Source organism: Nostoc sp. DedSLP03 (assembly GCF_034530815.1).
In the GTDB taxonomy this organism is placed as follows: Bacteria; Cyanobacteriota; Cyanobacteriia; order Cyanobacteriales; family Nostocaceae; genus Nostoc.
In genome coordinates this window covers 36164-59681 of sequence record NZ_JAVRCK010000029.1, presented here as the reverse complement: position 1 = coordinate 59681, position 23518 = coordinate 36164, and the positions used below count along the sequence as shown (strand labels likewise).

General features: G+C 40.6%; 21 protein-coding genes and 1 pseudogene. 9 read left to right on the top strand and 13 right to left on the bottom strand.

The window, feature by feature from the left end:
* Nucleotides 1-175: 175 nt before the first annotated feature.
* The 7 genes and pseudogenes from RM368_RS15975 to RM368_RS15950 all read right to left on the bottom strand — a co-directional run bounded on the left by RM368_RS15975 (nucleotide 176) and on the right by RM368_RS15950 (nucleotide 7062).
* On the bottom strand, nucleotides 176-985 hold the full coding sequence (locus RM368_RS15975) for a DUF928 domain-containing protein (RefSeq protein ID WP_322694958.1): 810 nt from the start codon (nucleotides 983-985) through the stop codon (nucleotides 176-178).
* Nucleotides 978-3347 carry a CHASE2 domain-containing protein gene (locus RM368_RS15970; RefSeq protein ID WP_322694957.1) on the bottom strand — a complete coding sequence of 790 codons (2370 nt, stop codon included), beginning with the start codon at nucleotides 3345-3347 and terminating at the stop codon, nucleotides 978-980. The genes RM368_RS15975 and RM368_RS15970 overlap by 8 nt, the downstream gene beginning before the upstream one ends.
* Before the next feature lie 20 nt (nucleotides 3348-3367).
* Nucleotides 3368-3475: pseudogene (locus RM368_RS38760) on the bottom strand (DUF1822 family protein); the annotation flags it as partial.
* Between the two features lie 82 nt (nucleotides 3476-3557).
* The gene (locus tag RM368_RS15965) at nucleotides 3558-4025 is read right to left on the bottom strand and encodes a hypothetical protein (RefSeq protein WP_322694956.1); all 468 of its coding nucleotides are present in this window, start codon (nucleotides 4023-4025) and stop codon (nucleotides 3558-3560) included.
* 563 nt (nucleotides 4026-4588) lie between these two features.
* Entirely contained in the window at nucleotides 4589-5473 is an 885-nt protein-coding gene (locus RM368_RS15960; protein WP_322694955.1) for an alpha/beta hydrolase, read from the bottom strand.
* A 258-nt stretch (nucleotides 5474-5731) separates the two neighbouring features.
* Nucleotides 5732-6241 (bottom strand): HugZ family protein, encoded by a 510-nt coding sequence (locus tag RM368_RS15955; protein ID WP_322694954.1) that lies wholly within the window; start codon nucleotides 6239-6241, stop codon nucleotides 5732-5734.
* A 164-nt stretch (nucleotides 6242-6405) separates the two neighbouring features.
* A complete protein-coding gene (locus RM368_RS15950; protein ID WP_322686836.1) occupies nucleotides 6406-7062 on the bottom strand; it encodes a DUF3386 domain-containing protein in 657 nt (218 codons plus the stop codon).
* Nucleotides 7063-7162: 100 nt separating this feature from the next.
* Here RM368_RS15950 and RM368_RS15945 point away from each other — a divergent pair, with 100 nt between their 5' ends.
* Nucleotides 7163-7834: a LuxR C-terminal-related transcriptional regulator gene (locus RM368_RS15945; RefSeq protein WP_322694953.1), complete on the top strand. Its 672-nt coding sequence runs from the start codon at nucleotides 7163-7165 to the stop codon at nucleotides 7832-7834.
* Nucleotides 7835-8062: 228 nt separating this feature from the next.
* Here the strand turns inward: RM368_RS15945 and RM368_RS15940 are convergent, their stop codons facing one another.
* Nucleotides 8063-8713, bottom strand: coding sequence for a sigma-70 family RNA polymerase sigma factor (locus RM368_RS15940; RefSeq protein WP_322694952.1), 651 nt, complete (start codon nucleotides 8711-8713; stop codon nucleotides 8063-8065).
* A 446-nt stretch (nucleotides 8714-9159) separates the two neighbouring features.
* On the opposite strand from RM368_RS15940, the gene RM368_RS15935 reads away from it, so the two are divergent.
* Nucleotides 9160-9576: a diacylglycerol kinase gene (locus RM368_RS15935; RefSeq protein ID WP_322694951.1), complete on the top strand. Its 417-nt coding sequence runs from the start codon at nucleotides 9160-9162 to the stop codon at nucleotides 9574-9576.
* Nucleotides 9577-10561: 985 nt separating this feature from the next.
* On the opposite strand, the gene RM368_RS15930 is transcribed toward RM368_RS15935, so the two are convergent.
* Together RM368_RS15930 and RM368_RS15925 are read right to left on the bottom strand one after the other, a co-directional pair.
* A complete protein-coding gene (locus RM368_RS15930; RefSeq protein WP_322694950.1) occupies nucleotides 10562-11938 on the bottom strand; it encodes a DUF2330 domain-containing protein in 1377 nt (458 codons plus the stop codon).
* Nucleotides 11939-11990: 52 nt separating this feature from the next.
* Entirely contained in the window at nucleotides 11991-12947 is a 957-nt protein-coding gene (locus RM368_RS15925; protein ID WP_322694949.1) for an RnfABCDGE type electron transport complex subunit D, read from the bottom strand.
* Between the two features lie 161 nt (nucleotides 12948-13108).
* Between RM368_RS15925 and RM368_RS15920 the strand changes: the two genes are divergently transcribed.
* Together RM368_RS15920 and RM368_RS15915 are read left to right on the top strand one after the other, a co-directional pair.
* Nucleotides 13109-13570, top strand: a complete 462-nt coding sequence (locus tag RM368_RS15920) for a hypothetical protein (protein WP_322694948.1) — start codon at nucleotides 13109-13111, stop codon at nucleotides 13568-13570.
* Nucleotides 13571-13640: 70 nt separating this feature from the next.
* Nucleotides 13641-14318: a polysaccharide deacetylase family protein gene (locus RM368_RS15915; protein ID WP_322694947.1), complete on the top strand. Its 678-nt coding sequence runs from the start codon at nucleotides 13641-13643 to the stop codon at nucleotides 14316-14318.
* An 86-nt stretch (nucleotides 14319-14404) separates the two neighbouring features.
* Here RM368_RS15915 and RM368_RS15910 read toward each other — a convergent pair whose 3' ends face one another.
* Together RM368_RS15910 and RM368_RS15905 are read right to left on the bottom strand one after the other, a co-directional pair.
* A complete protein-coding gene (locus tag RM368_RS15910) occupies nucleotides 14405-14836 on the bottom strand; it encodes a DUF6006 family protein (RefSeq protein ID WP_322694946.1) in 432 nt (143 codons plus the stop codon).
* Between the two features lie 512 nt (nucleotides 14837-15348).
* Nucleotides 15349-16326 (bottom strand): carbohydrate kinase, encoded by a 978-nt coding sequence (locus tag RM368_RS15905; RefSeq protein WP_322694945.1) that lies wholly within the window; start codon nucleotides 16324-16326, stop codon nucleotides 15349-15351.
* Nucleotides 16327-16689: 363 nt separating this feature from the next.
* Here RM368_RS15905 and RM368_RS15900 point away from each other — a divergent pair, with 363 nt between their 5' ends.
* The 5 genes from RM368_RS15900 to RM368_RS15880 all read left to right on the top strand — a co-directional run bounded on the left by RM368_RS15900 (nucleotide 16690) and on the right by RM368_RS15880 (nucleotide 22193).
* Nucleotides 16690-16953 carry a helix-turn-helix domain-containing protein gene (locus RM368_RS15900; RefSeq protein ID WP_292870113.1) on the top strand — a complete coding sequence of 88 codons (264 nt, stop codon included), beginning with the start codon at nucleotides 16690-16692 and terminating at the stop codon, nucleotides 16951-16953.
* Nucleotides 16954-17489: 536 nt separating this feature from the next.
* The gene (locus RM368_RS15895) at nucleotides 17490-18191 is read left to right on the top strand and encodes a DUF6391 domain-containing protein (protein ID WP_322694944.1); all 702 of its coding nucleotides are present in this window, start codon (nucleotides 17490-17492) and stop codon (nucleotides 18189-18191) included.
* Between the two features lie 198 nt (nucleotides 18192-18389).
* Nucleotides 18390-19385: a glycosyltransferase gene (locus RM368_RS15890; RefSeq protein WP_322694943.1), complete on the top strand. Its 996-nt coding sequence runs from the start codon at nucleotides 18390-18392 to the stop codon at nucleotides 19383-19385.
* Nucleotides 19386-19446: 61 nt separating this feature from the next.
* Nucleotides 19447-20508, top strand: a complete 1062-nt coding sequence (gene rfbB / locus RM368_RS15885) for a dTDP-glucose 4,6-dehydratase (protein WP_322694942.1) — start codon at nucleotides 19447-19449, stop codon at nucleotides 20506-20508.
* Between the two features lie 491 nt (nucleotides 20509-20999).
* Nucleotides 21000-22193: a serine/threonine-protein kinase gene (locus RM368_RS15880; protein ID WP_322694941.1), complete on the top strand. Its 1194-nt coding sequence runs from the start codon at nucleotides 21000-21002 to the stop codon at nucleotides 22191-22193.
* Nucleotides 22194-22729: 536 nt separating this feature from the next.
* Here RM368_RS15880 and msrA read toward each other — a convergent pair.
* Nucleotides 22730-23398, bottom strand: a complete 669-nt coding sequence (msrA, locus tag RM368_RS15875) for a peptide-methionine (S)-S-oxide reductase MsrA (RefSeq protein WP_322694940.1) — start codon at nucleotides 23396-23398, stop codon at nucleotides 22730-22732.
* Nucleotides 23399-23518: the final 120 nt, after the last annotated feature.

The following is a 23518-nucleotide window of genomic DNA, read 5'->3' as shown; positions in this document are numbered from 1 at the left end:
TAGGACTCTCATTTTACTTTTTCGATTTTACCGAGAATAAGTGACATGGAAAAAGTGTTTGCCAAAAAGCTAGATCAATAAACTAGGTTTAGCGATGTCAAAATCTCTCTATATATAATTTTAAATCCCTGACATAGCACCTCAATCAATCTGTAACTGCATCGTGTGAATAGTCTTATTTTTCCAAGTTGTAATTCTGTACAATTGGCTCTTTAGCAATGTCTTGCAAGCCAACTGCATTTAATAAGTCAACCCAATATTGATTAAGAGTTGCATCCTGCGGATTTGCACGGCGTTGTTGACCTAAATTAGTCAAGGCATCGTACCAAATATTATTAGCACTATAGACAACGTACTCTTTTAGTTTTGCTGACTTCAACTGAGTATCAAGAGCCTCTGTCAGCACTTGCCTTTGCACAAACCCATCTACATAAAAATTGTCAGATGTTTTATCTGGATCGCCGCAATAAATATGAAAGTACCAATGATATTTCTTATCTACTTTTAAAGAATATTGCGGTTGTGCTGGCAAAGTAATGCTGACGATCCCCGGTTTTTCAGACAGAGTAAGAGGTGTTCGATAGACATTTTGTACATCTTTACCATCTAGCACTTGCAATACGAATTCTCCAGAACGTGTGGTTTGTGGTAATTGGGGAATATAAAACCAAAAAGTTGGATTTTCTGCAACTGTTGAGGCCAAAACTGATTTTTCTGCATCACCAGGTACTAAAGCAGTAAGACGTGTGAGATTCTTAGGACACTCAGGACTCCGCCCAGCCCCTGCTCTGCGCCGACCTGTGGGTGCGCCGTTTCTGGGCAATTTCGGTTGCTCAAAGGATTGGGAGGGCGAATTTTTAACAGTGTTTGGAATCGAATTTGTTAATTGTGCCTGCACTGATTGCGAGTAATTCATCAAACTAATAAATATTAAAGGAATTACACAAGCACGTTGAATTGGTTGGTCAAGTAATTTTTTAATCATGATCAAAATTTGATTGTTTTCTCTTGCGAAGATGCGAACATCTAAACCATGAGATTACCATTACTTGGGTAGCTAGCAATGCTAATACTGAGGGTATAAATGGCACCCATCCAGCTAGTGTAAAAATCCCAAAACATAACCCAAATACTGTTAAAAGTGTGACTATCACCGCCAATCCCAGATGCAGCGGTTTTAAATAATACCATGCTGTAATACCTCCTAATAATGACCATCCCCATATCCAAAGTGCCTCCACCCATCCAGACCACCACCACAATAAAGGTCTGCTATCTAAAACTGCGCTGAGGATTTGACTTAGCATTTGCGCCTGTACAAATACCCCCGGTGTTTGCTTTTGCTTCGGTTTTGAATTGGAACTGAAAGGCGTTTTCCAATAATCATTTGTATTGGTGGGGGCAGAAAGACCAATCATCACAATGCGGTCTTTGAGTAATTGAACTGATTCTAATGGGATTTTTTCATCTAACACATCTCTCAAACTAACTTGCTCGGCAATTTTTTCCACAGAGTCAAGAGAACGATAATTCAACAATATTTGATAACCGGATGTATCTACTTTTTGATAACCGCTAGTATGTTCGTTTAATTGCTGAAATACAATATCACCAATTTGTAAATAACCTGATTTTGTAACATTTGATGTTTTGCCTTCTTTTTCTAAATAATGAAGTGCTAGTTGGAGATTAAAAGCGTATTCTGTGCTACAGAGAGATGTTGGGGGAGGAGTCAACTGTAAAAGCTGACGACGAGCAATATCTTCATTATCTGCAACAAAATCACTAAAACTTAAGCGTTCTCTTGAAACTTTAGAAGGCGGCGGAATCCCATCACTATCGCCATCATCATCGGTAGTAGCAACTTTGCACACAAAAAATAGACGATTATCTTGCTGAAAACGATTAGCTAAATTTGGATATTTGGGATCTACAATTCCGTCACGGTAAATATCTAAACCGATGGTTCGTGGTTGATATTTATTTAATTTATCTAATAGTTGAGCAAGGGCTTGATCGGATAATGACCATCGCATTTGCATTCCTTTATTAATTTGATATTGAATATCTGCTTCATCAATTGTGATAATTAAAATCCGCTCGTCAGGTTTTTCGGTGACAAGATGCGATCGCAACTGCATAAAATGGTCAAAAGCCTGTAGTTCCGATGTTTGCAGATAACCCCCATACCGCACTCCCATGACTAAACTTGTTATCAACAAGCTTGTTAGGAATATTATTAAAATACTTTTAGTAGTGAGCATCTTTCGGTGCGACTGCCAAATCATTGGCGCTGACAAGGGATTTTGGCAAATTACTGGCAACCAAGTTGCACAAGGATATTTATCTTCTATTCCTTCGAGCCTTTTTCGCGCCTCGCGCAGTGCAGAGTATAGTGATTGTCCGCTAGAAAATTTACCTAAAAAATGTTTTAAAAATTCCTGTGCTACCAAGTCTGGGATTGGTTCGCGCATAACGATGACTTGGGGAATGTGTAAATCCTCTAATGCTTCTGCTAAACCTAAGCCATCGCAAGAATTGAAAATTGCTAAGTGCAATCCGCTTTCAATTGCTTTCTTAAGTCCATATTTTAATTTATCTAGAGTAATTGTTGTTGTTTGATTAATTTGCAGAACTCCTTTTTCTTGACTAGAACTATGTCCAGCAAAAAATAGAATATTCCAACCTTTCCCCCAAAGTTCGTTACTTAACTCCTTGAGTTGTGGCTCAATTAAGAAATTTATTTGAGCTTGGTTTGATAATTTCTCTAATAAATACTTATCTTTACTAATATCAATTCCTTGATTATTGCCAAAAATCGCTAAAATTTTAACTTTTTTTTCTTGAGTATATATTTTATTTAGTCTTTGTGGTTCTAAGGGACTAAGCGCGACTTCAGCATTTGGATAATCTTCAAAAAAGTTCCACAGATGCCAAGGAAGTCGTCGTAGTAATTTATCAGAAGTTGCAATTACAAAGCAAATTTCTTCATTTGGATTTAATTGCGTACGTAATTTTTGGTCGATTTTGCGAAACTGCTCACAATTGAGCCAAATATTTATTCTAGATGATAATTGCTGACATAAATCGTTAAATTCCAATTCCGAAAAATTTGTTATGTCATTATCTTCAACTTCCAGACGTGTCCACCATCCATAGTAACAATAGAGAGCTGAATATAGTATTTGCCAATTTCGATAAAGTTGAGAAATTTCTGGCGCTGGTGGTAAACTTCCGCGAAATTCCATCGCACGTGGGTCATTTATTAACCCAAGTTGAACCGTGACATCAGGAAAACCTTTATGGAGATCGCCCTTACCTAAATTCAAGACAACTAACTTACTCATTACGCTCCTACAAAAAAGTGTCAGATGACAAAAGTTTCCTTGATTGTGAAATTACCATGAGACACTTGAATATGAAAGCTTTCTCCAAAATCCCCTCGAAACCGTTTTAATTGAATAAAGTTATCATTACTTCGTGATACAACTTATTAAATAATTTTTCCTGTATCTGAGAATTAATTTATTCTCAGGTTATATGGCAAGTAGAGTTTTTCAGATAAAGGATGTATTTGTACTAGTATTTCTACTTTCTGTTGAGAGAATAGTGCGATCGCTATAATCTGCATCCGGATCTAAAAAGCTTTCATCCAAGGACAAATGAGATTTTTTTCTTGAAGGGAAAGATGGTGAATTTAAATCTTTGATGCGCCAGTAAAGGTAGCTTTTTATCCATCTTATTAAATCATCTCCAACTGAAGATGTACGTGGTTGAAAGTTTCTAACATTTTGGCTGAACCACTCCAAAGTTTGATTCAGGGCATCTAAAAAATAATCGGGGCAGTCTAGACTTGAGTATTTTCTAAATTCTGGTAGTCCCTGAATTAAAATCAGAAGCCGACTCATAGCCTTTCGCCATTCTCGGCTGCCATCTGGGTGTTGGCACACTGTTGCAATCAATTGGCGCAGGCGTTCATCCCGATCGTCCATAAAAGCTTTAACCAAAAAAAGTACAGTAGACACGAGACAGCAGCACAGTTATAAGCATTGCTTTTGACCTTACTTGTATATCAGTTAAAAATCAGAAAATTATGAAAACTTTGGAATAGTACTTGCAGAGATATGAGTGATGGAGAAATTATGACAACGGTAATAACTAAGGTAATGTTCTTTGATGGCAGTTAGAGTCAAGTTTGCGATGTTCATTAAAAGACTATCATCTTTTTATGTGTATTGCAATTTACATAAAAAACAGTAATTACACATAGTTAAAATATTGATGAACAATTTCTTGTTTCATAACTAGCTGATTATTCACTGAAGATAAAAGTATAGGCTCGATCTCGAAAGGAAATTTCAAATACTCATCACGATCAATCCCAGCCAGACTACTGGCACAGAATGCGTAACAACAATGGCGATCGCTTCGCTATTAGCCTGTAGAAATCGACCGAGCCATAAATACTTATTCTATCTTTAAGGCATAAAATGTACGTGTTTTCAATCTAATTTTAGATTTTAATACACCTGATCAAGCCATGTACTTAGACTGACTATGATTTGACTATGAAAATCTTTCCTAATTCTTAAAGATACCGCTGCAACAGACCAATGAAAACTTCTGGTATTTCCAAATGAGGTAATATTCCGGCATCTGCGATCGCATAAAAGTCTCGAATTGCTCTTGGATTTAAATTTGCCAAGCGTTGCCCTAATTTGATGTCGGTAAATTGTGCTTTTTCTCCCCAAAAAATGACGGTGGGAACTGTCAGTTGTTGAATATATAAACTCAGATCGAAGTAAAGATCGCCCCGCAAAAATGCCAAAGCAGCAAACTTGGCATTAGGTTGTTGTGCCGAGGTTAAATAAGCCTCCACCATTTCTTGAGATACTCGTTGTGACTTAGCAAAGAGAAAACTTTGTAAAAAATTTCGGACTGCAATTTCATTTTCAGCACCAAACATGTAAATAAAATTGTCCAACAGAGGCGCATTGATTACCGAAAGCGGAAGTCTGCGTCCAGCACCCTGCCCAAAATCATCAAATCCAGAAGGAGAAACCAAAAACAGTGCTTTGAATAAATTGGGTTGAACAATAGCTAGACGAATAGCAAAAGCAGCTGTAAGAGATGAGGCTACGACTGTCACCGGCTGGCGACAAGTTTGGATGATAAACTCTGCGATCGTGCTGAGATAATCCCTAATTTTATAATCCCGCACTGGATGGGCCGACTCTCCCCAGCCGATGAGATCGGGGGCTAAAATATGGTAATTAGAGGCAAAAGCTGGGTAAACTTTAGACCATTCATAAGCAGACGCTCCCCCACCAAAGTTATGGAGAAATAGTAGTGGAGGTAAATCTTCAGTGTCAGCAATCGTCCAAGGTGCATTCGTTTGGGTATAGTAAACCATTGCCCCCAAGAATGTATGAATGACTTTATGCCCAAAGCCAGGAGGTTGAAACTGAAGCATAAAATTAAAAAGTTTAGTTTATTTGAATTTGCCTACAGTCAAACTAATTCAGGAGTCAAAATACATCTGTCTGAATAGTTATATAGCAGAATTCAGTCCTTCTGAATTCAGAAGTAAAACAGGCTTTCAACCTGGCTTTTAAACTTAGATTGTGTACCTCTCTAACTTGAAATTCGCTGTATCCATTAGACTTGATTCTTTCTAAATTCTAAATTCTGACTCCTAGATGCTAAATTCTTGCAATTCATAATTCATCATTTATTCTTGCTTTTTCTCGGCATCTCCTGTGATTTGAACAAGTTGATGAAGGTTATCGCCACTAATATGATATGCTCCCCCAAAACCAACTACAAAGCGACCTTCACTTGGAGTTAGTCGGAAAATCCGAAAGTCAGACAAGCCGCGCAACACTTCGATGATTTCACCAAACCGCCCTTGAAATTGCTCAACAATTTGATTCCAATTGTCAGTTTCACGCTCTATCAAAGTTGCCGTACAATCAAAACTCAAACGACGACGGGCAAAAATTAAATTACTTTTAGCTTCATCCTCGATAAACAAGACACTAACATGAGGATTGGCATAGAGATTTTTGGTGTGAATCGAAAGACCACTAACGTAAATGTAGATATTCTTGGAATCATCTATTACAAAGGGAGCATAACTAGCATTGGGTATTGCTTGTGCGCTCACAGTGCTAATAATTACACTCTCAAATGCTTCAGGGAACTTTTCGTACTCAGCTTGAATGTTTTCAAGTTGACTCATAAAGTAGATTACCACGCTTATTAGGAACACCTAATTAAGTATCTTAACGTGATTGAGCGATGTCTACGAGGAGCTACAGTTACGCATGGAATGCCCAAAAAATAAAAGCGATCGCTTTCTTTAACTCAAGAGCGATCGCTAATTTTTGGATTACAGAATACAGCTTAAGCAGCAACAGGTTCCAACAATTTAATGTCAGAGAAAATAAATTCCTGAGTAGAAAATTGCCCTGCTGTCTCGGTGCGAATCTCCCGACGATTTAGGATGAAATAGTCACCAACTTTTTCATACTCATCAATAAATTCGCTTCTACCGCCCTTTTGTTCCCCAGTTTTGGGGTCATGGTACACAGAGTCATAGGTATGAGACAGGTAGCCTTCCCCGGTATCGTGACTGCTGAAAGTGTCAATGGTAACGTAAGTCCCGTGGATTAGACGGTGAACATGGCAGACTTCATTATTGCGGACTTTGTATTTATCGCCCTCAGCCTTACCACCCATTAAAAGCTCAACCGCACCTGTTTCGTCAGTTTTACCATAACTAAACGTATTGGCGCTGTGAGTGTCTTCAAAGCTGCGGCGGACGCGGTGAATTGCTATCTCCCAGGCTTGACCGTGAATTGCTTTCTGGGCTGACTCATCATCTACATCCAAAACTTCGGCTTTGAGATTGGCACTGATGATAACTTTGCCTGTAAACACTTTACCATCATGCTTATAGGTAATATTTGCAGTATAACCAGGGAAATTCTTGTCCCAAGTATAGCGGTTTTCATAAGCAGCCCGGAAAAGTTCCTGAGCAGAGAGTTGTGTAACTGTCATGTGCTTCTCCTAGTCGCTACTGTAATTAGCGTTTTAGTTTCCTTGGTATTAGCATAGAAGTAATTGTTGAGGCTTGGATAGTCCCCAACTGGGTACACTTATGGCTAATTCTCTACACGCTGTATTTCATGCGATCGCTAATGTCCAGAATGAGCAAGAATTAAGACTTGCTCTCACGGATAAAATTAGCGAGCATTTTGGCGTGCAAAATTGGGGTATTTATCTCCTTGATGAGCAACCAACCACTGAGATTAATCTTTCAGGCATTCCGGCAGTATGCTTAGAGAGCAATCCAGTGGGACGCTATGTGGTTGAGCGTCATGCTCCCGCCCACGAACAGTTATTATTATCGCCAGGAGACTGGAAGCATTTTTGTTCGCGTTCTGACCACGAACACGTGATGACCGGGCCAATTGTTTGCGATGGTCGTCTTGTCGGAACCCTTAACTTGGCTCGTGACAAGGGAAATCCTGCCTTTAATGGTAACGATTTAGCTGACTTGAGCGCTTTATGCATTCATTTGTCAGCAAAAATGGCAACCCTACGAACAAAACCCAAAATATCCAATTCCCTTTTAGTTAGTCCTTTGACAGCGCGTGAGTTAGAAATTGCCGAGTTAGTGGCACAGGGGTTGACGAATGCAGAAATTGGAGAAAAACTTTGGATTACGCAAAATTCCGTCAAACAAGCCTTAAAGAGGATGTTTCGGAAGTTGAAGGTTTCGGCGCGTGCAGAAATGGTAGCAAAGCTACAAGATATACAAGTTTCTTGAAGGAGGTAGAAGCAGGAGGTAGTGCATTGGTTTCAGTAGTGCTGAGTACTGTACATGGATAGCGGGGCGTTTAGCCCGTGCTGAGTATAACCCCATAGTTGAAATAAGAACGTATTTTTTCTTGCACTACGTTTCCTCGTGAACAGTGACCAGTGACCAGTGACCAGTTACCAACCGATTCTTGCTGATAACTGATAACTGTTATCTCAGCATCGCTAACAGCACCGATCATAATAATCCCTCCAATTCTGCAAATTTACGCAAACGCGGTAAACATTGGCGTTGATAAAAACTGCTTAATGTCGGAATTGACAACCCAAATTCTTCAGATAAATCTTTCCAGCTAACTTCTGGGGGTAAGCGTTTGAGAATTAACACCTGACAATTCACATCTGGACGCCCTTTAATGTAAGTATCGCGCAGTTCCCCATCCGAATCGGTCTTCGCCCATATCTCCAAGTCTTCCAAAATCGGAGGTGCTTGGGGGGTAGCTGGTAGGTTATCTACAGGATCGATAGTTTCACTTGTTCCACCGGATGTAGACTGACGAATTCTCAGAGGAACTGTTGTGGCTTGTTCTCGGTTCTGCTTAAGGTAAAAGTCTTGTAGTCTCCGTTTTAGGTAAGCATTCAGCCAGGTGATCACACTGCCATAATTTGGATCGTAGATTTGACCTGTCAAACCTTCACAAACATTGCGACAGAAATACAACCAAGTTTGTTGTAGTGCGTCTTGATAGTAGGGAGTAGTTTCCCTCCAGAGTCTATTTGCTGTCAAGCGAATAATTTGCGTGAGCAGCTTCTGACGCTGAGGGCTTCCAGGTTGGTGTCCACAGGCTTCTGTAACTAAGCGGCGTAGCTGTTCATCGAATTGAACCATGACAATCTTGGGGAAGAAAGCAAGAATATCTTAGTATTGCGTATAACAACACCCGAAGAATTACCTTTCCTTAAGATACTGGATCTTTTTTAAAAAGAAGTCGGAAACAGGCATAGACTATTGGGAGATTTGAGGTTCTCAAGTGAATAGAACTTAGATTTGACACTCCTTGGTCTTTGGCGACAGAGATTTTTAAGACATCAAGCGCCTTAATATTCTGGTTGCTCAGGTTCTCAAACTCACCACGTTTATTCATAGAGCTTGGTTATACACTTAATTCACTTATCTGTCTGATCCCTACCCTACAAGTACATTCAGAGTCAGGAGTTCACCACTAGATAAAAATCAGAAATTTTCCGGTAGATTACTATAAAACAGTTATTTCGCAAGTATCACTACACTAGTAAACGTCTGACTTCTGACACAATAGCTTGAAAGTGAAATATATGTTTTCTCGTTACAAAACTATGAGCGATCGCAAAAAATATAAAAAAGACCGCATACCGGGTTATCATCCCATCCAGAAGCTCAAGATTATTCTCACAGGTCTTTATGTCGCTGTTATCTCTGACTTTAGCGTTGCCTACAAACTTGTTTTATCAGTTCCAGTTATAGGCTTCTCATTTTTCTTTCGGCAATGGGTTGATCTCACTCTGATTTTACTAGCAACGGGGATGATGCTGCTTGCCGAATTATTTAACAGTGCGATCGAAATCTTATGTGATTTTGTAGAAGAACGAGAGGATACCCGGATTGGGATGATTAAGGATATTGCAGCCGCCGCAGCTGGCATCAGTATCTTTGTGTGGGCTGTCACACTTATACTTGAAGCAAGTCACCTCTGGCAATTGCTAAAAATTTGACTATTAATTATTCGAGATAGTGTGAGGAGTATTTTCAATAATATAGCAATCCTATTTGATTCCTGATTACTCGTAAAGATCGGGGACTGGGGACTGGGGACTGGGAAGATAGGAATAAAGGTGTACTGAGTTTTTTCATAAATCAAATATGAGTCCGATATCCTAAGACTTATTAGCTAATAAAAAATAAGAGCCTATTTATAAAGTAAATATTAAGTAGGATGTGTTACGGCTATGTAAGGATTTGGGAGTTTCAGAAATTAGGATTAGCCGTAACGCATCATATCTGTCGGTGCGTTATAGCAACGCTTAACGCACCCTACAATTTAAGCTTTACTTTATAAATCATTTCTAAGTAAAGGAAATTATTAGATTTAATTTTTTGAATTAATCTTATACCAATTCTCTAAAATAAGGCAACAGATGTAAGCAGGAATTGCCTTATTGGATCTAAATTTCTCAATTGCGAATTGCGAATTGGTATTATCCCTCTTGCATCACTCTTGTGAAAAAAATAATCGAAGCAAAAAACTGAAACTATGACTAAATAAAGGTTTGAGACTTTATTTTCTAATATAAATTCAAAGATGTAGCCAAAACTTAGAAAGTGAAGTCTCGTAAGCCTTGCAGCAATTGCTTTCTCCAAGAGTGATGGAAGAGGGTTATATCATGTCCGCCTAATTATCGCTCTTTCATCACTCTCTCCAGAGAAAAAAGTAATAATCCTTACTACACAAGACTTTCAACCAAAAGAGATGATTTTAGCCATAATGTTAGAAAATAAAGCTTCAAACCCAGTTTCTGTCTCTTTTTTAAAAGCTGGCTATGATTTTTCTTTGACCAGAGTGATGGAAGAGGGTTAGTTATAATTCCCACACCTGTGCAAAAACCAGGAAACCCTCTTTCTCCCTGCCCCCTGCTCCCCTGCCGTCTTAATGATAAGTCTTTAACCGGACACGATATTACTCTTCACTCCCCACTCTCCTTAATATAATCCCAGCCAGGATAGGACATTTTCCCACCAAGAATACCGCAGATTACCTACACTCAACTTCATTTTGTTGCGAATGTCTTGGATTTTCCAGTTGGTTAGTTTAGCTAAAGTTTGCGCCTCTTGTTCAAAACGTTTCGGTAAAGACTGCTTATATTGTCTGCCAGCCTGACATTTGAGTTCTCCTTGGAACGGATGTTGCAAAACATAGCGTCCTTGGAAAGATTCACTGTTGGCAGTTTGTTGAAACATCAAGTCTTCAGGGAATTTGTCGCGGGTATAGCGAACATGCAATCGAGAGATGAAGACGTTACTACTAAAAGAGGGACGACGAAAGCTAGGTGGTACTGGCACATTACTTGTAGAATTATCATCTAGCCAAAATACACCTGCTTGCTTGAGTTCTTCTGGAGTCAGGGGTTCAGCAGAACAAGGATCGCAACTACCCATATCCCAAGCGTATTCTAAAAAACCAACTTTCCTGTCTTCTTTGGTGTAGACAGTTTGAAACATGGATTTGTAGAATTCACCAAATTCATCTTTGACAAATAAGGGAATGTTCGCGTCGGAGGGAATTTTTACCGTCCGATAGTTAGTGATTTCTGCTTGTCCTTGGGGCGAGAGAATGTAGACAATTAAATCCTGCTCTGTCGTAGCATTGATCATGCCTAAACGAATCGGCAGCATGAATTTAGGTGATTGGTAGGAAATTTGTAGCGGACGGAGAAACTGGTAGCCAGATTGCTCGAATTTATCCAAGTTGACTTTAGCAACAAAGAATTTCATTGAGGAGCGAATATAAGGCTGAAGTAACTGTTTCGCACCTCTGGGGATTTTGTAGCCATTGCGTTTAAGCCAAGTTTCCAATCCACCAGATTCTTTCGCACTGAGGATTACAATGTCGTATTCACCAACGTTAAAACGTGCTTCAACCGTCACACCCAAACTAGCATCGCCCCTTGCATTCCCCGCCTCACTTCTTGGTGCTGCTGGCGCTGGTGCTGCTGAGAACTCTCTATCGTCAACTGGGGCACAAGGATCTGGGTCAAAATATTCTACCAATCGCGGCGCACTAAAAGCATCTAGCCGCTCGATAATCTTGGGTTCAGTAACGCGAACTTGCTCTTTTTGCAGCACTGTTGGCACTGGTACTACCATTGCAAAATCTTTGACTTCGCCTTGAAAATCATTTGCCATTGTCATGACAGTGCGATCGCCATCCCGCGCGATCGCCACCTGAGAAGATTTGTTATACAGTTTTGTATCAGCTTTGGCTACATAAAATCCACAAAATGCCCAAGCTGCGGGTGCAAAGCATAAAACAGCTACAATTGCTAACAATAATGGTGTTAAAAGCCGAAAAAATTTCATTATTTTATACCTCTACTTTTTTAGTGTTGAGTGCTGAGTGCTGAGTGCTGAGTTAGGAGTTAGGAGTTTGGAATGCTGAGTAACAAGTTCCCCCTACTCCCCCTGCCTCCCCTGCTTCTCCTACTTCTTCATCTTTCTCTTGCCAAGTAAACCTTGGGGCTAACCAGAAACCATCTAGGAGGATGCTCAACGGTGCAAGGGCAAATAGCGCCCAGAAAACTGCTGTGGAAACAAAGAAATAATTTCGCAGGATAAAAGTTAATCCAGCGATGCAAACTGCCCAAACTACACGCCCAATTCGGGAATTGGGAATCGATCGCGGATCGGTAATCATAAATAAGGCGAACAGCAGCAAAGATCCACTCATCAATCGATGCCAATAAACATCCCAAGTCCAACCCAGCCAGAAATTGCGAATCGCCTCTAGCAAAGAGTAGGAACCTAAAAAAGCTGCTGTGGTGTCCCAACGACCGATGCGCTGCAAAATCATGCCGCCAGTACCGAGAAATAATAGCCCATACCACCATTCTTCACCCCATTGTCCTGGTGAAACCCAAGCATCGGGGGTGAGAATCAAAACAGATATGATGCCAAAATTGGCGGGATTGAAGAAATGCTTATCGCCGACTCGAAAGATAAATTTGCTAGCGATCGCAATTGCTGCGGCTATTGCCATTGTTGTCCAGTGGTCAGCCCGCAACAATAAACTCAGTCCCAGTGAGGTAATTACAGCACTGCGAAAATTTGGGCTTTGTCCTTTGTCATTTGTCATTTGTCCTTTGTCATTTGCTAATGACCAATGACCAATACTTCGACTTACCTCGGCTCCGCTCGGCACGAGTCGCTCAGTACAAGTGACTAATGACAATATCAATTGAGTTGCTAGACTTGTGGCGATCGCTACCCCAATCAATTCTGGTCGCAGCGTCCAATCTCGTGTACCGATTCCCAAGACTAGGAATAAGCCGAGAAATAGTATTTGGTAATCTCGTATATCTTTGAGCAACATTACCCTTTTATTCAGGGATTCCCCGTAGATTTCTCATCAATTTAGACGAGTACTAGGTAAAATAGCATTGCTGTTACAGATTTTGTTACAAAGCGTCCCAACTCTCCGTGTCTTCTTGGTAAAAATGAGAAAAATTTGGTATAAAAGTATGCCATAATCTCATGAACTCAGATCAGCCCAGCATCAAACACACTTGTATTGACGGTCAAAAAATTTTATTCCCCAGCCAAGAAGACTGGGAAAGTTTGCGATTAAACGCCTTCATTGATGAGATGCCACTGGCTATTTTAGATTTGCTTTGGTCAGCGCTTGAATTCACTCAGAAATACCCTGAGCTTCACTTGGGACTTGGAAAAATATCGATGAGGAACAAGCAATGGATGCCATATATTTTTGTGGAAATAGAATCAAACTTTCAAAGAGTTCATTTGGAAACGTTAACCTGTAATTATTGTAATTGGCGAGGAAAAACAGCCAATCCTATGCTTATCGATCCATATTGTGGAGATGGGATCAATCAAGATCATTTCACTCTTATGAGAACTGCTGAAAGATATCCTGTACTTCCTTGCCCCTTCTGTGGCAACCGCCTGCCAAGGCATCCAATTTGGCTAGAATATTGAGGCATTGCGGTGCGATCGCAGTTTAGTAAGCAACACCTACAAAAAGTTGTCAGCAGCAGATAAACGCAAAATGCAACTAGCTCCCCTCTTCCCAATTTTCTACCGCATTCTCCAGCCAAGTTTTCCCAACTGCCTTTGGGCTGGAAATTCTCATGCTAAAGCGATCGCCCTCACATTCGATGATGGGCCACATCCGCAATACACACCCGAAGTCTTGGCAGTGTTAGATCGTTACAAGATTACAGCGAGTTTTTTTTGGTTGGGTGTTTGCGTCAACCGTTCACCAGCTATTGCTAAAGCCGTTAGCGATCGCGGACACTGGATCGGATTGCATGGCTACGATCATCGCTCTTTTCCCATGCTTTCCCCAAATGACTTGAAGGACAGTTTAGAAAAAACCCAAGCTGCCATTTATAAAGCCTGCAACCTGCAACCTCAACAAGTGCGAGATGTTCGCCCCCCCAATGGTTTATTTACACCTGCTACTTTAAAATTGTTTTCTCAGTGGAATTACCGCCCAGTTATGTGGAGCGTTGTACCTGAAGACTGGGTGCGGCCAGGTGTCACCACAGTGGTACAGCGAATTATGCAGCAGGTCAAAAATGGTTCAATAATTGTTTTGCACGATGGTGCTTGCGGTGGAGAAGATGTTGCTGCCACAATTCAAATTCTCATTCCACAACTGCTACAACAAGGTTATAAGTTTGTAACTGTTGATACTCTGTGGCAGCAAGTTAAGACAAACTAAAGTACTAGCTTATAAAAATGTAGCGCTGGCGTGTTTAGTACTCAAACTTAGCGATCGCTTATTTACATATTTTGCATAGCAAATGTTTATCTGCGATTACGACATTGTAATGGATAGCGCTTACCCCGCCATGTCGTCCAACCATCTGCTATTTTAGTACGACTGTTATATTTGAGATACCAGTTATCTTGTTCTGCACCTAAATAACGAATACCTAAATCCTGTTTTTGTCTGCTGGAAAAACGTTTTCCTAGAGGAACCCACGCACTACCGTTATCACTAAACCGCCCGACGAGACGGACACCAGAAGTAGTAGAGCAAACATTACCGTTACAACTAGTTTGTGGGTCATCAACGACTTTCCACTGCATTTTTGCTGGTCTACCGTCAATATTACAATCCCAGAGACCAAAGAACCACTCACCAGCAATTTGACTGGCTTTAACATGACTAGATGCTAATACCAAACTTGCAGGAACAATCGCCAAGCCCAAAAGCCATTTTGTGATGTTTTTCATAATGCTTCACCAATTCCTTAAGCTAATCTATGCTTTCTATTCGCTTACACTTTCTATTCACTTATAGATATCAGTATTACTATTTATGCAGATCATAAAAGTGTAAAGATTTCATATTTTTTGTGCATAGACTACGACACCTTCCTGTTTGTACAATTGAACGGATTAATCAATTACAAACGGGTGAACTGTTATACAGCAGATTTCAAATAAAGTGAGGTACACAACGATTCGTCTGTTACGCAGATAGAAAGCGTGTTTTAATCCAGAATTCTGCTGTATTTAGCTAACGAATTTTAAAATCTATCTGACCTAAGTGTATTGCTCTTATACACTGAGGATAATTCAAAACTTCTAAAAGTAAAAATTGATTGCATTAACCTAATACTAAAAATTCTTCAACTGCGTTTATTGTTTAATATGACCGCAGAATGGCATGAAGATTTTTTTACATTTTCCAGTCTGGAGTATCAGCTATTAAAGGCTGATATCCCAGTGGCTTATGCTACTTCCTAGAGTTGATGTGTGGCGAGAAAAGCTTCGACTTCAGCAGCAGTAGGTTGAGAAGCGATCGCACCTGGTTTAATAGTAGTCAGTGCCCCAACAGCGCTGGCATAAGTGACAATGCGTTTTGCTGTTTCTGCATCCCGCAAGCTGTGTATACCATACTTACTCAGTTGATGGATGAATCCTGCTAAAAAGCTATCTCCTGCACCAGTTGTATCAACTACAGGGATTGAATACGAGGGTAATTTGCCTTCGTTCTCACCCAGACAATAAGTGCAGCCGTTTTCCCCATCTGTCACCAGTACCCCTTCAATCGAAGCTAGACGGTAAGTAATGGCTCCGGGATCTGCGGTTTCAAATAGCCATTCAGCTTCTTCTTTGGAGAGTTTGAGGAAATCAACTCTTTTAAATAATTCTGGAATTTTTTGATGGGCGATGTTTGGCTCTTTCCAAAATACAGGACGCCAGTTGACATCCAGCACAATTTTTAAGTCGTAATGTTCTGCTAACTCTAAAGCGCGGTGAATTGCCGCTTCACTTTCAGGATAGGCTAATTCCAAAGTACCCAAAACCAGAAAATCTGCTTCTTGAAACAGCGAATCTGACAATTGTTTAGCTTGCAAGCGAGTATCGGCAAATTCTGCGGTATCGTACTGACCAAATCCGGCAAAGGTGCGATCGCCAGCCAGATCCCGTGTAACATAAACTTGCCGCGTTGGTGCTGTGGGATGACGTTGTACTCCCGTAGTTTCTACACCTACATCTTGTAATAGCTTAACTAGTGCATTTCCTGGCTCATCTTCGCCAACAGATCCGATAAATCCCGCTGATATTCCCAGCTTGACTAAAGCACAGGCTACATTAGCTGGTGCCCCTCCTGGGTAGGGAGTCCAAGATTTCACTTCTTCTAGCTTTAGCCCTAATTGATCGGCTAAACAATCAAACAAAATTTCACCAAGGCACAAAACACGGGGATTGCTCATCTCATTTTCAATTTTAGATTTCGATTCGGGATTAGGAATTTACAGTATAAAATCTACAATAGTTTTTGCTAATCTGTCGCCAGTCCTTCATAGAATTAAATAGCAATTTTTACTACTCCTATAGCGTGTATGTGCTTCTAATTATCGCTGATTTTATCTCAGTGCTTAAATAATATATTTGTCAAAATAAGCTATATTTATTACATGAGATTTAGCGTGGTTTCTATTTTTAGCAACTTGAAATCCAAAGAAAATATTGACAATCATATTACTGCTAACACTTGAAACCCCTACCAAGAAAAGAATCTTCTAGAATTAGAAAGAGCGATTAAGTACATATACCAAGGGAGGATAGAAATAGTCATGGCTGGTGGCAAGTCTGAGACCCCCGTTAGTCTGTCAGACAGAGAACTGCAAATTATCGACTTAGTAGCCGCTGGCTTAACTAACCAAGAGATTGCAGCAAAACTGGAGATTAGCAAGCGTACAGTTGATAACCATATCAGTAATATTCTCACTAAGACTGAGACAGATAATCGAGTAGCCCTTGTCCGCTGGGCTTTACAGTGGGGCAAAGTCTGTTTGAATGATGTCAATTGCTGTACTCTACCTAACCAGATTGAATAAACTAATTTACTAGTAGAAGCTTAATTGCTTTGGTCTAGTAAATTACAAGCCAATTTTGAGTTTTACTGATTGTTCCCCTCCTTACGCCTAAGTTTTCAGTGTGAACACTCTACCAAAAGTTCCGAGTCCTTCACTCAGCCGGAGTTTATGTAAGTGGAGCCAGCTGACCCTCGGACTCGGAAACTAAAAAGATCGGAATTCCTTCTCAAATTCAGCAAAACAGATATAGGACTGGGGAGAAGCATCTACAATAGACCTCTTGCAAAAGTTCTTTTGCACAATGAGTGGGAAAAGGGAAAAGGTTAAAGGGGAAAGGGAAAATAACAAACCTTTCCCCCTTTACCTCGCCCCTTATCCCCAGAGAAGACCCCACCTTCCCCTTTTCCCGACTTTTGCAAGAAGTCTAATGCCCCATGCCCCATGCCCCATGCCCTAACAAAACAATCATCTACAAAAATTAGCAACAATTCAGTAGTGCAAGCGTTACATTTGAAAGAAATCTATGTTGCCTCATCGGCTTTGGGAGTAGTATTTCAATGAATACTTCCGCTTCTTTTCAGGGTAGCTGGTCTCCCTTTGAATTTTTTAACTTTGATTTTACGATACCTGTATCTGAGAAAGTTCCAAGTCTGGAAGACCAATCTTCAGACTTTCCCCAACCCACACAAGATGCCGACTTACTCAGACAGCTATCGTTTATTCCAGGGTTGAAAGAAATTTTGATGTTGCGGCAGGTTCACGCTTTAGAACATGCTACGGTTTGGGTTCTTAGCGAATCAAAAAGCGTCTATCCTGCTACAGAACAAGCCACTAACGTTCAGCTAGATAATGAACTATTAGGTGGTTTATCTACCGATCGGGGATTCTACCTCTACGGTGAAGTAAATATTAGTGATTTGCGGCGTGCGATCGCACTTGCTCGACATCGCATCACCAGTGGAGAATGGGATTTGGCTGTACATCCCCGTTGTGGCACAAATTTGTCAGTAGCAATGCTCTTAACAGCTGGACTAGCTGTCGGTGTGCATCTGTTGCTACCATTTCGACCAATCGAGCAACTTATAGGTTTGGGGTTAGCAGCGACGACAGCCGCAGAACTCGCACCTGATTTAGGTTCTATAGCACAGCGTTACCTAACAACCGCTATTCCTTTTAACCTAGCAATTGAAAATATTACCCGTACCCGTGACGTTTGGGGGCGTGAGGCACATTTTGTTAAAGTGGGCTGGCAAGAATGAAAAGGGCAGGGGAAGCAGGGGGGCAGAGGGGCAGGGGAGCAGGGGAGTAGGGGAGGCAGGGGAAGCAGGGGAGATGAGGGGACAAGGGGATAAACAAAACTCCTAACTCTTAACTCATTACTCATTACTCATTACTCAGCACTCCTAACGCCTAATGCCCAATGCCCAATACCCAATCCCCAATACGCTAAAAAAATTATGAGAAAACTTTACTTCTTACTTCCCGGTACAGATAGCAAATTTGCCTGTGGTGGTCTTTGGGCTGAGTTAAAAGCACTTAATCTAGCTCAGAATTTCTGTAGTGCTGATGTTGTAACTTACCGCCAAAGGGAAAAAGATAAGCTTTTTATTGATGATTTGCTAAAAGAGAAAAATTTAAATGATGTAATTTTTGCGATCAGTTGGGGATTTGATATACCCCAACTTGTGGCTAAACTTAAGCAATATAATGTCGTTTACCATGCACATAGTCCAGGTTATTCATTTAGGCTACCTGCAAGTATTCCAATCATGACTGTTAGCCGCTATACAATGGGATATTGGGGAGAAAAATCACCCAATTCTCTGATTTATTATTTGCCCAATCAAATTTCTGATGAGTTTCAAAATTTAGGGTTGGAACGGGATATTGATGTTTTAGTTCAAGCTCGGAAGTCTTCGGAATATTTAATTAAAGAATTGATTCCAGCGTTGCAAAAACGTTGTAAAGTATTGGTTGTTGACTCTTATGTAGAGGATTTACCCGGACTCTTCAACCGAGCGAAGGTTTACCTCTATGATTCTGCTGAGTACTGGGCACAACAGCGTGTTAGTGAAGGATTTGGTCTACAACCAATGGAAGCTCTTGCTTGTGGTTGTCAAGTATTTTCTAGTGTCAACGGTGGACTAGCCGATTACTTAGACCCTGGATTTAATTGTTATAAAATTGCTGGATATTCTCAAGAGTATGATGTCCAACGTATTATGAAGGTGATTGAATCGTCAGCAGTTTTTAAATTATCTGAAGATTTTTTAGTTGAGCATCGGACTGAAAATATTATTAAGCGTTTCCAAGTTATTCTGGATGAGTTAAATGAGTTTTTCGATCACAAAATTCAGCAACCATCTAATATTAAAAGTTTGACGAAAACACGGATGGCGAAATTACTTGCTCAGAAGATATACGGGAAGCTGAGGAAAAAATATTTTAAGTAATATAAATAATACAAACGAACCGCAGAGGCGCACAGATCGCAAAGAGAAGAGAGGAAATTGAATGAATCGGCGGTTATTAGTTACTGGGGGTGCGGGGTTTATTGGGGCAAATTTTGTCCATCATTGGTGTCAGGCTTATCCAGGCGATCGCATGGTGGTGTTGGATGCGCTTACCTACGCGGGAAATCGTCAGAACTTGACACCCTTTGAGGGAAAAGAGAATTTTCGGTTTGTGCAGGGAAATATTTGCGATCGCCTCCTCATAGACAACCTATTAGCAACAGAAAATATTGATACCATCGCCCATTTTGCCGCAGAATCTCATGTCGATCGTTCGATTCTTGGCCCAGCTGCTTTTGTGCAAACTAATGTGGTAGGAACTTTCACTCTGCTGGAAGCTTTTCGACAATATTGGGAAGCGAAAGCACAACCATCTGATTATCGTTTCCTGCACGTTTCTACTGATGAAGTTTACGGTAGCCTGGGCGCAGATGACCCAGCTTTTTGTGAAACCACACCTTACGCTCCCAATAGTCCCTATTCAGCTTCAAAAGCGGGTAGCGATCATTTAGTCCGTGCTTATTATCATACTTATCAACTTCCAACCATTATTACAAATTGCTCTAATAATTACGGGCCTTATCAGTTTCCCGAAAAACTAATTCCCCTAATGTGTATCAACACTTTGATCGGGAAACCATTACCTGTTTATGGTGATGGTAAAAATGTACGAGATTGGCTTTATGTAGGCGATCATTGCCGTGCTTTAGATGTGGTAATCAATCACGGTCAACCAGGAGAAACATACAATATTGGTGGCAATAATGAGGTGGAAAATATTAACCTCGTGCAACTTTTATGTCAAATGATGAATGAATTAGCACCTGATTTACCAGTATATCCAGCCAAGCAGTTGATTACTTTTGTTAAGGATAGACAGGGACACGACAGGAGATATGCGATTAATGCAAACAAAATAAAAACTCAACTTGGTTGGACGCCTTCAGTAACAATTGCTGAGGGTTTACGTTTAACAGTTGAATGGTATCTCAATCATCGTGATTGGTGGGAACCTCTGCTGTCTGAAGAATATCAAGCTTACTATCGCAAAAATTATCTGTAGAATTCAGAATTCAGAATACAGAATTCAGGACTAAAAAACTCTTTATGCCTGGGTAACAGACGCGAGCTTGTGTACCTCACTTTCCTTGAAATCTGCTGTATCTTGAACCCACATTCTGCACCCAATAGTAAATATTAATTAGGATGTGTTACGGCTATGTAAGGATTTGGGAGTTTCAGAAAATCCTACACCGGAGCAGTCAGCCTTGCTTAAAGTGACGATGGAAGGAAGGAAGCTAGCGTACCCAGCACGGTACAGTCAAGAGAAGTTATTTGGACTCTATCGGGTTAAATGGCATTTGGATACAGCACTAGAGATACTGGGAATGCTCTAAACCGTAATTAAACTTGCTAGCTAGTCCTCAGCATCCTAAAACCGAGGATTTTTTTATGTCTATTTATAAATTATCAGGCTGCCACAGTTTATCTAGATAATGACTATCCTTGAATATAAGGGAATCAAATCAACGTAAATTGCCAGCAGGTGCTAAGATGCTGCAACCAGAACAAATATTACAAGATCGTTATCAAATCCAGCGCCAACTCGGCAACAATGGAATTCGTCAAACTTGGCAAGCATTGGATTTACAAGCCTCTGATGGCGAAAATTCGACCGTTGTGGTCAAACTTTTGGCCTTTGGCGGTACTGTACAGTGGGATGACCTGAAACTTTTTGAGAGGGAAGCACAAGTTCTTAAACAGCTAAATCATCCCCGCATCCCTCGATATATAGATTATTTTTGTATCGACGATCGCACACTTTGGTTTGGCTTAATCCAAGAATATATCCCTGGTGAGTCGCTTAAGGATAAACTTGCTGTTGGCAAAAGGTTTAGTGAAAAGCGAGCGAGAAAAATTGCTGTTGAGGTTTTAAATATTCTCACCTATCTACATGAATTGAATCCTGGAGTGTTACATAGAGATATTAAACCAAGCAATTTAATCTGGGGCGACGATAATCGGATTTATTTAGTTGATTTTGGGGCAGTTCAAGATAAAGCGGCAAGAGAAGGCGTTACTTTTACCGTTGTCGGTACTTATGGTTATGCCCCAATGGAACAATTTGGTGGTCGGGCGGTTGCGGCTTCAGACTTATATGCACTGGGAGCGACTTTGATTCATTTGCTTACTGGAATTTCCCCCTCTGATTTACCCCAGCAGGATTTGCGACTACAATTTACAGACCGAGTTAACCTCAGTCCCAGTTTTGTCAGTTGGTTACAAAAGTTGATAGAACCCGCTCCCGAACAAAGGTTTACTAGTGCCAGCGTTGCGCTGAATGCCCTCAAATCAGGACTGGCTGTCAAATCTCCAAATAAGAATCAGCTTTTGCCGTTAAAAGAAATAATCAACAATTCTGGATGCGGGATCAATAATCAAAATGAAACAGTTCCAGAGGAAATTCTTGGTTGGAATTGGGGTGCTTTTCTAATGCCTTGGTTGTGGATGTGGCCGAATCAAGTGTGGTATGGTTTATTCTGTTTTGTACCTAATGCTTGGTGGATAATGGCGATCGCACTTGGTGCAAAAGGCAATGAATGGGCTTGGAAAAGTAGGCAGTGGCGCAGTATTGAACAATTCAAAGCCCATCAGAGAGGCTGGGCGATCGCTGGTATTCTACTTGGAGCGCCGATTAGTATTATGTTATGGGTGCGAGCGCTCGCTTTGCTTAAAGCTGTATTTTAAGGCAGTCTTTTGGGTAAATATCAAGCGAAGATTTTTTAGCCAAATAAATATAAGGGTTCAATAAATGATTCAAATTCTTCAAGAAAAAGATATCACCCTAGCCCAACTGATTGATGAATTTGGCTTACAACTTGCAGACGACGAAGATTTTTTTTTCAGAATGGCAGCATGATTTACCTGAGTTGAGTGACTTAGAAAAGCAATCTCTCAACAAAGTCAAGGCAGAATATTTGCATCTATCGAAATATCCTATTTTAGAACCTGTAGTCAAAATGGTGGTGCTAACCTACAAATATTTTTATACCAATTTCAAAAAAGAATGCGACAAATAGACAATTTGTAGAGACGCGATTCATCGCGTCTTTACCCAAGAGTGTATTGCAATCATTAGTTGAATTGGTATTAACTACAAATATTCTTAACTAGACAAAACATATCCCTCTCCGACTCGGAGAGGGACAGACTTGAACTTTAGTTTAAGGCAGGGAGAGGTTCGTCGAACTCACCTTAAGTTAACTACCCTACCAACTCCATTTCTAACCGCTAACTTGCGATTCAACTACACCCACGGGACAAGATACGTTTGTCCCTCCCAAACCACAATATCCGTTAGGATTTTTAGCGAGGTATTGCTGATGGTAAGCTTCGGCATAATAAAATTCCGGCGCATCCAAGATTTCTGTAGTAATCTTGCCATAACCTGCGTTGTTGAGGGCTTGTTGATAAGCTTCCCGCGATGCTTCTGCTTGCTGCTTTTGATTTTCGGAATATACATAAATTCCCGAACGGTATTGAGTGCCAACATCATTTCCTTGGCGCATCCCTTGGGTGGGATTGTGGCTTTCCCAAAAGACTTTCAGCAGTTCGGCATAACTAATCACTTTGGGATCGAATACAACCAACACCACTTCATTGTGACCGGTTCGCCCACTACATACCTCTTCATAAGTGGGGTTGGGTGTTAAACCAGCAGCGTAACCGACTGCAGTTGTGTAAACTCCTTTAAGTTGCCAGAATTTGCGTTCTGCACCCCAAAAACAGCCCAAGCCAAAAATTGCCTTCTCTAATCCATCGGGAAAAGGAGGTTTTAAGGGATTCTTGTTGACATAATGAGCTGCGGGTACTGACATAGATTGTGCCCTTCCTGACAAAGCTTCCTCTGGTGTGGGCATAACTGCCTTTTTGCCAAATCCGAATAGTGCCATTGATTTTGACTCTGATATATATCTTTACCTTATTTACTATTGTAAAGATTCTCGCGATCGCTTGGGGTTTTCTCAGAGTCTCTGGTGCAAGGTGTTGACCTTTACAGAAACAATCCTGAA

Bases quoted from the DNA above. Each gene is read 5' to 3' on its own strand.
- RM368_RS15945 (WP_322694953.1), top strand. From the start codon at position 7,163: ATGGCTAATTCTCTACACGCTGTATTTCATGCGATCGCTAATGTCCAG.
- RM368_RS15935 (WP_322694951.1), top strand. From the start codon at position 9,160: ATGTTTTCTCGTTACAAAACTATGAGCGATCGCAAAAAATATAAAAAA.
- msrA (WP_322694940.1), bottom strand. From the start codon at position 23,398: ATGGCACTATTCGGATTTGGCAAAAAGGCAGTTATGCCCACACCAGAG.
- RM368_RS15910 (WP_322694946.1), bottom strand. From the start codon at position 14,836: ATGAAAAACATCACAAAATGGCTTTTGGGCTTGGCGATTGTTCCTGCA.
- RM368_RS15915 (WP_322694947.1), top strand. From the start codon at position 13,641: ATGCAACTAGCTCCCCTCTTCCCAATTTTCTACCGCATTCTCCAGCCA.
- rfbB (WP_322694942.1), top strand. From the start codon at position 19,447: ATGAATCGGCGGTTATTAGTTACTGGGGGTGCGGGGTTTATTGGGGCA.
- RM368_RS15930 (WP_322694950.1), bottom strand. From the start codon at position 11,938: ATGAAATTTTTTCGGCTTTTAACACCATTATTGTTAGCAATTGTAGCT.
- RM368_RS15890 (WP_322694943.1), top strand. From the start codon at position 18,390: ATGAGAAAACTTTACTTCTTACTTCCCGGTACAGATAGCAAATTTGCC.
- RM368_RS15960 (WP_322694955.1), bottom strand. From the start codon at position 5,473: ATGCTTCAGTTTCAACCTCCTGGCTTTGGGCATAAAGTCATTCATACA.
- RM368_RS15905 (WP_322694945.1), bottom strand. From the start codon at position 16,326: ATGAGCAATCCCCGTGTTTTGTGCCTTGGTGAAATTTTGTTTGATTGT.
- RM368_RS15895 (WP_322694944.1), top strand. From the start codon at position 17,490: ATGAATACTTCCGCTTCTTTTCAGGGTAGCTGGTCTCCCTTTGAATTT.
- RM368_RS15880 (WP_322694941.1), top strand. From the start codon at position 21,000: ATGCTGCAACCAGAACAAATATTACAAGATCGTTATCAAATCCAGCGC.
- RM368_RS15950 (WP_322686836.1), bottom strand. From the start codon at position 7,062: ATGACAGTTACACAACTCTCTGCTCAGGAACTTTTCCGGGCTGCTTAT.
- RM368_RS15975 (WP_322694958.1), bottom strand. From the start codon at position 985: ATGATTAAAAAATTACTTGACCAACCAATTCAACGTGCTTGTGTAATT.
- RM368_RS15940 (WP_322694952.1), bottom strand. From the start codon at position 8,713: ATGGTTCAATTCGATGAACAGCTACGCCGCTTAGTTACAGAAGCCTGT.
- RM368_RS15920 (WP_322694948.1), top strand. From the start codon at position 13,109: ATGAACTCAGATCAGCCCAGCATCAAACACACTTGTATTGACGGTCAA.
- RM368_RS15970 (WP_322694957.1), bottom strand. From the start codon at position 3,347: ATGAGTAAGTTAGTTGTCTTGAATTTAGGTAAGGGCGATCTCCATAAA.
- RM368_RS15925 (WP_322694949.1), bottom strand. From the start codon at position 12,947: ATGTTGCTCAAAGATATACGAGATTACCAAATACTATTTCTCGGCTTA.
- RM368_RS15900 (WP_292870113.1), top strand. From the start codon at position 16,690: ATGGCTGGTGGCAAGTCTGAGACCCCCGTTAGTCTGTCAGACAGAGAA.
- RM368_RS15955 (WP_322694954.1), bottom strand. From the start codon at position 6,241: ATGAGTCAACTTGAAAACATTCAAGCTGAGTACGAAAAGTTCCCTGAA.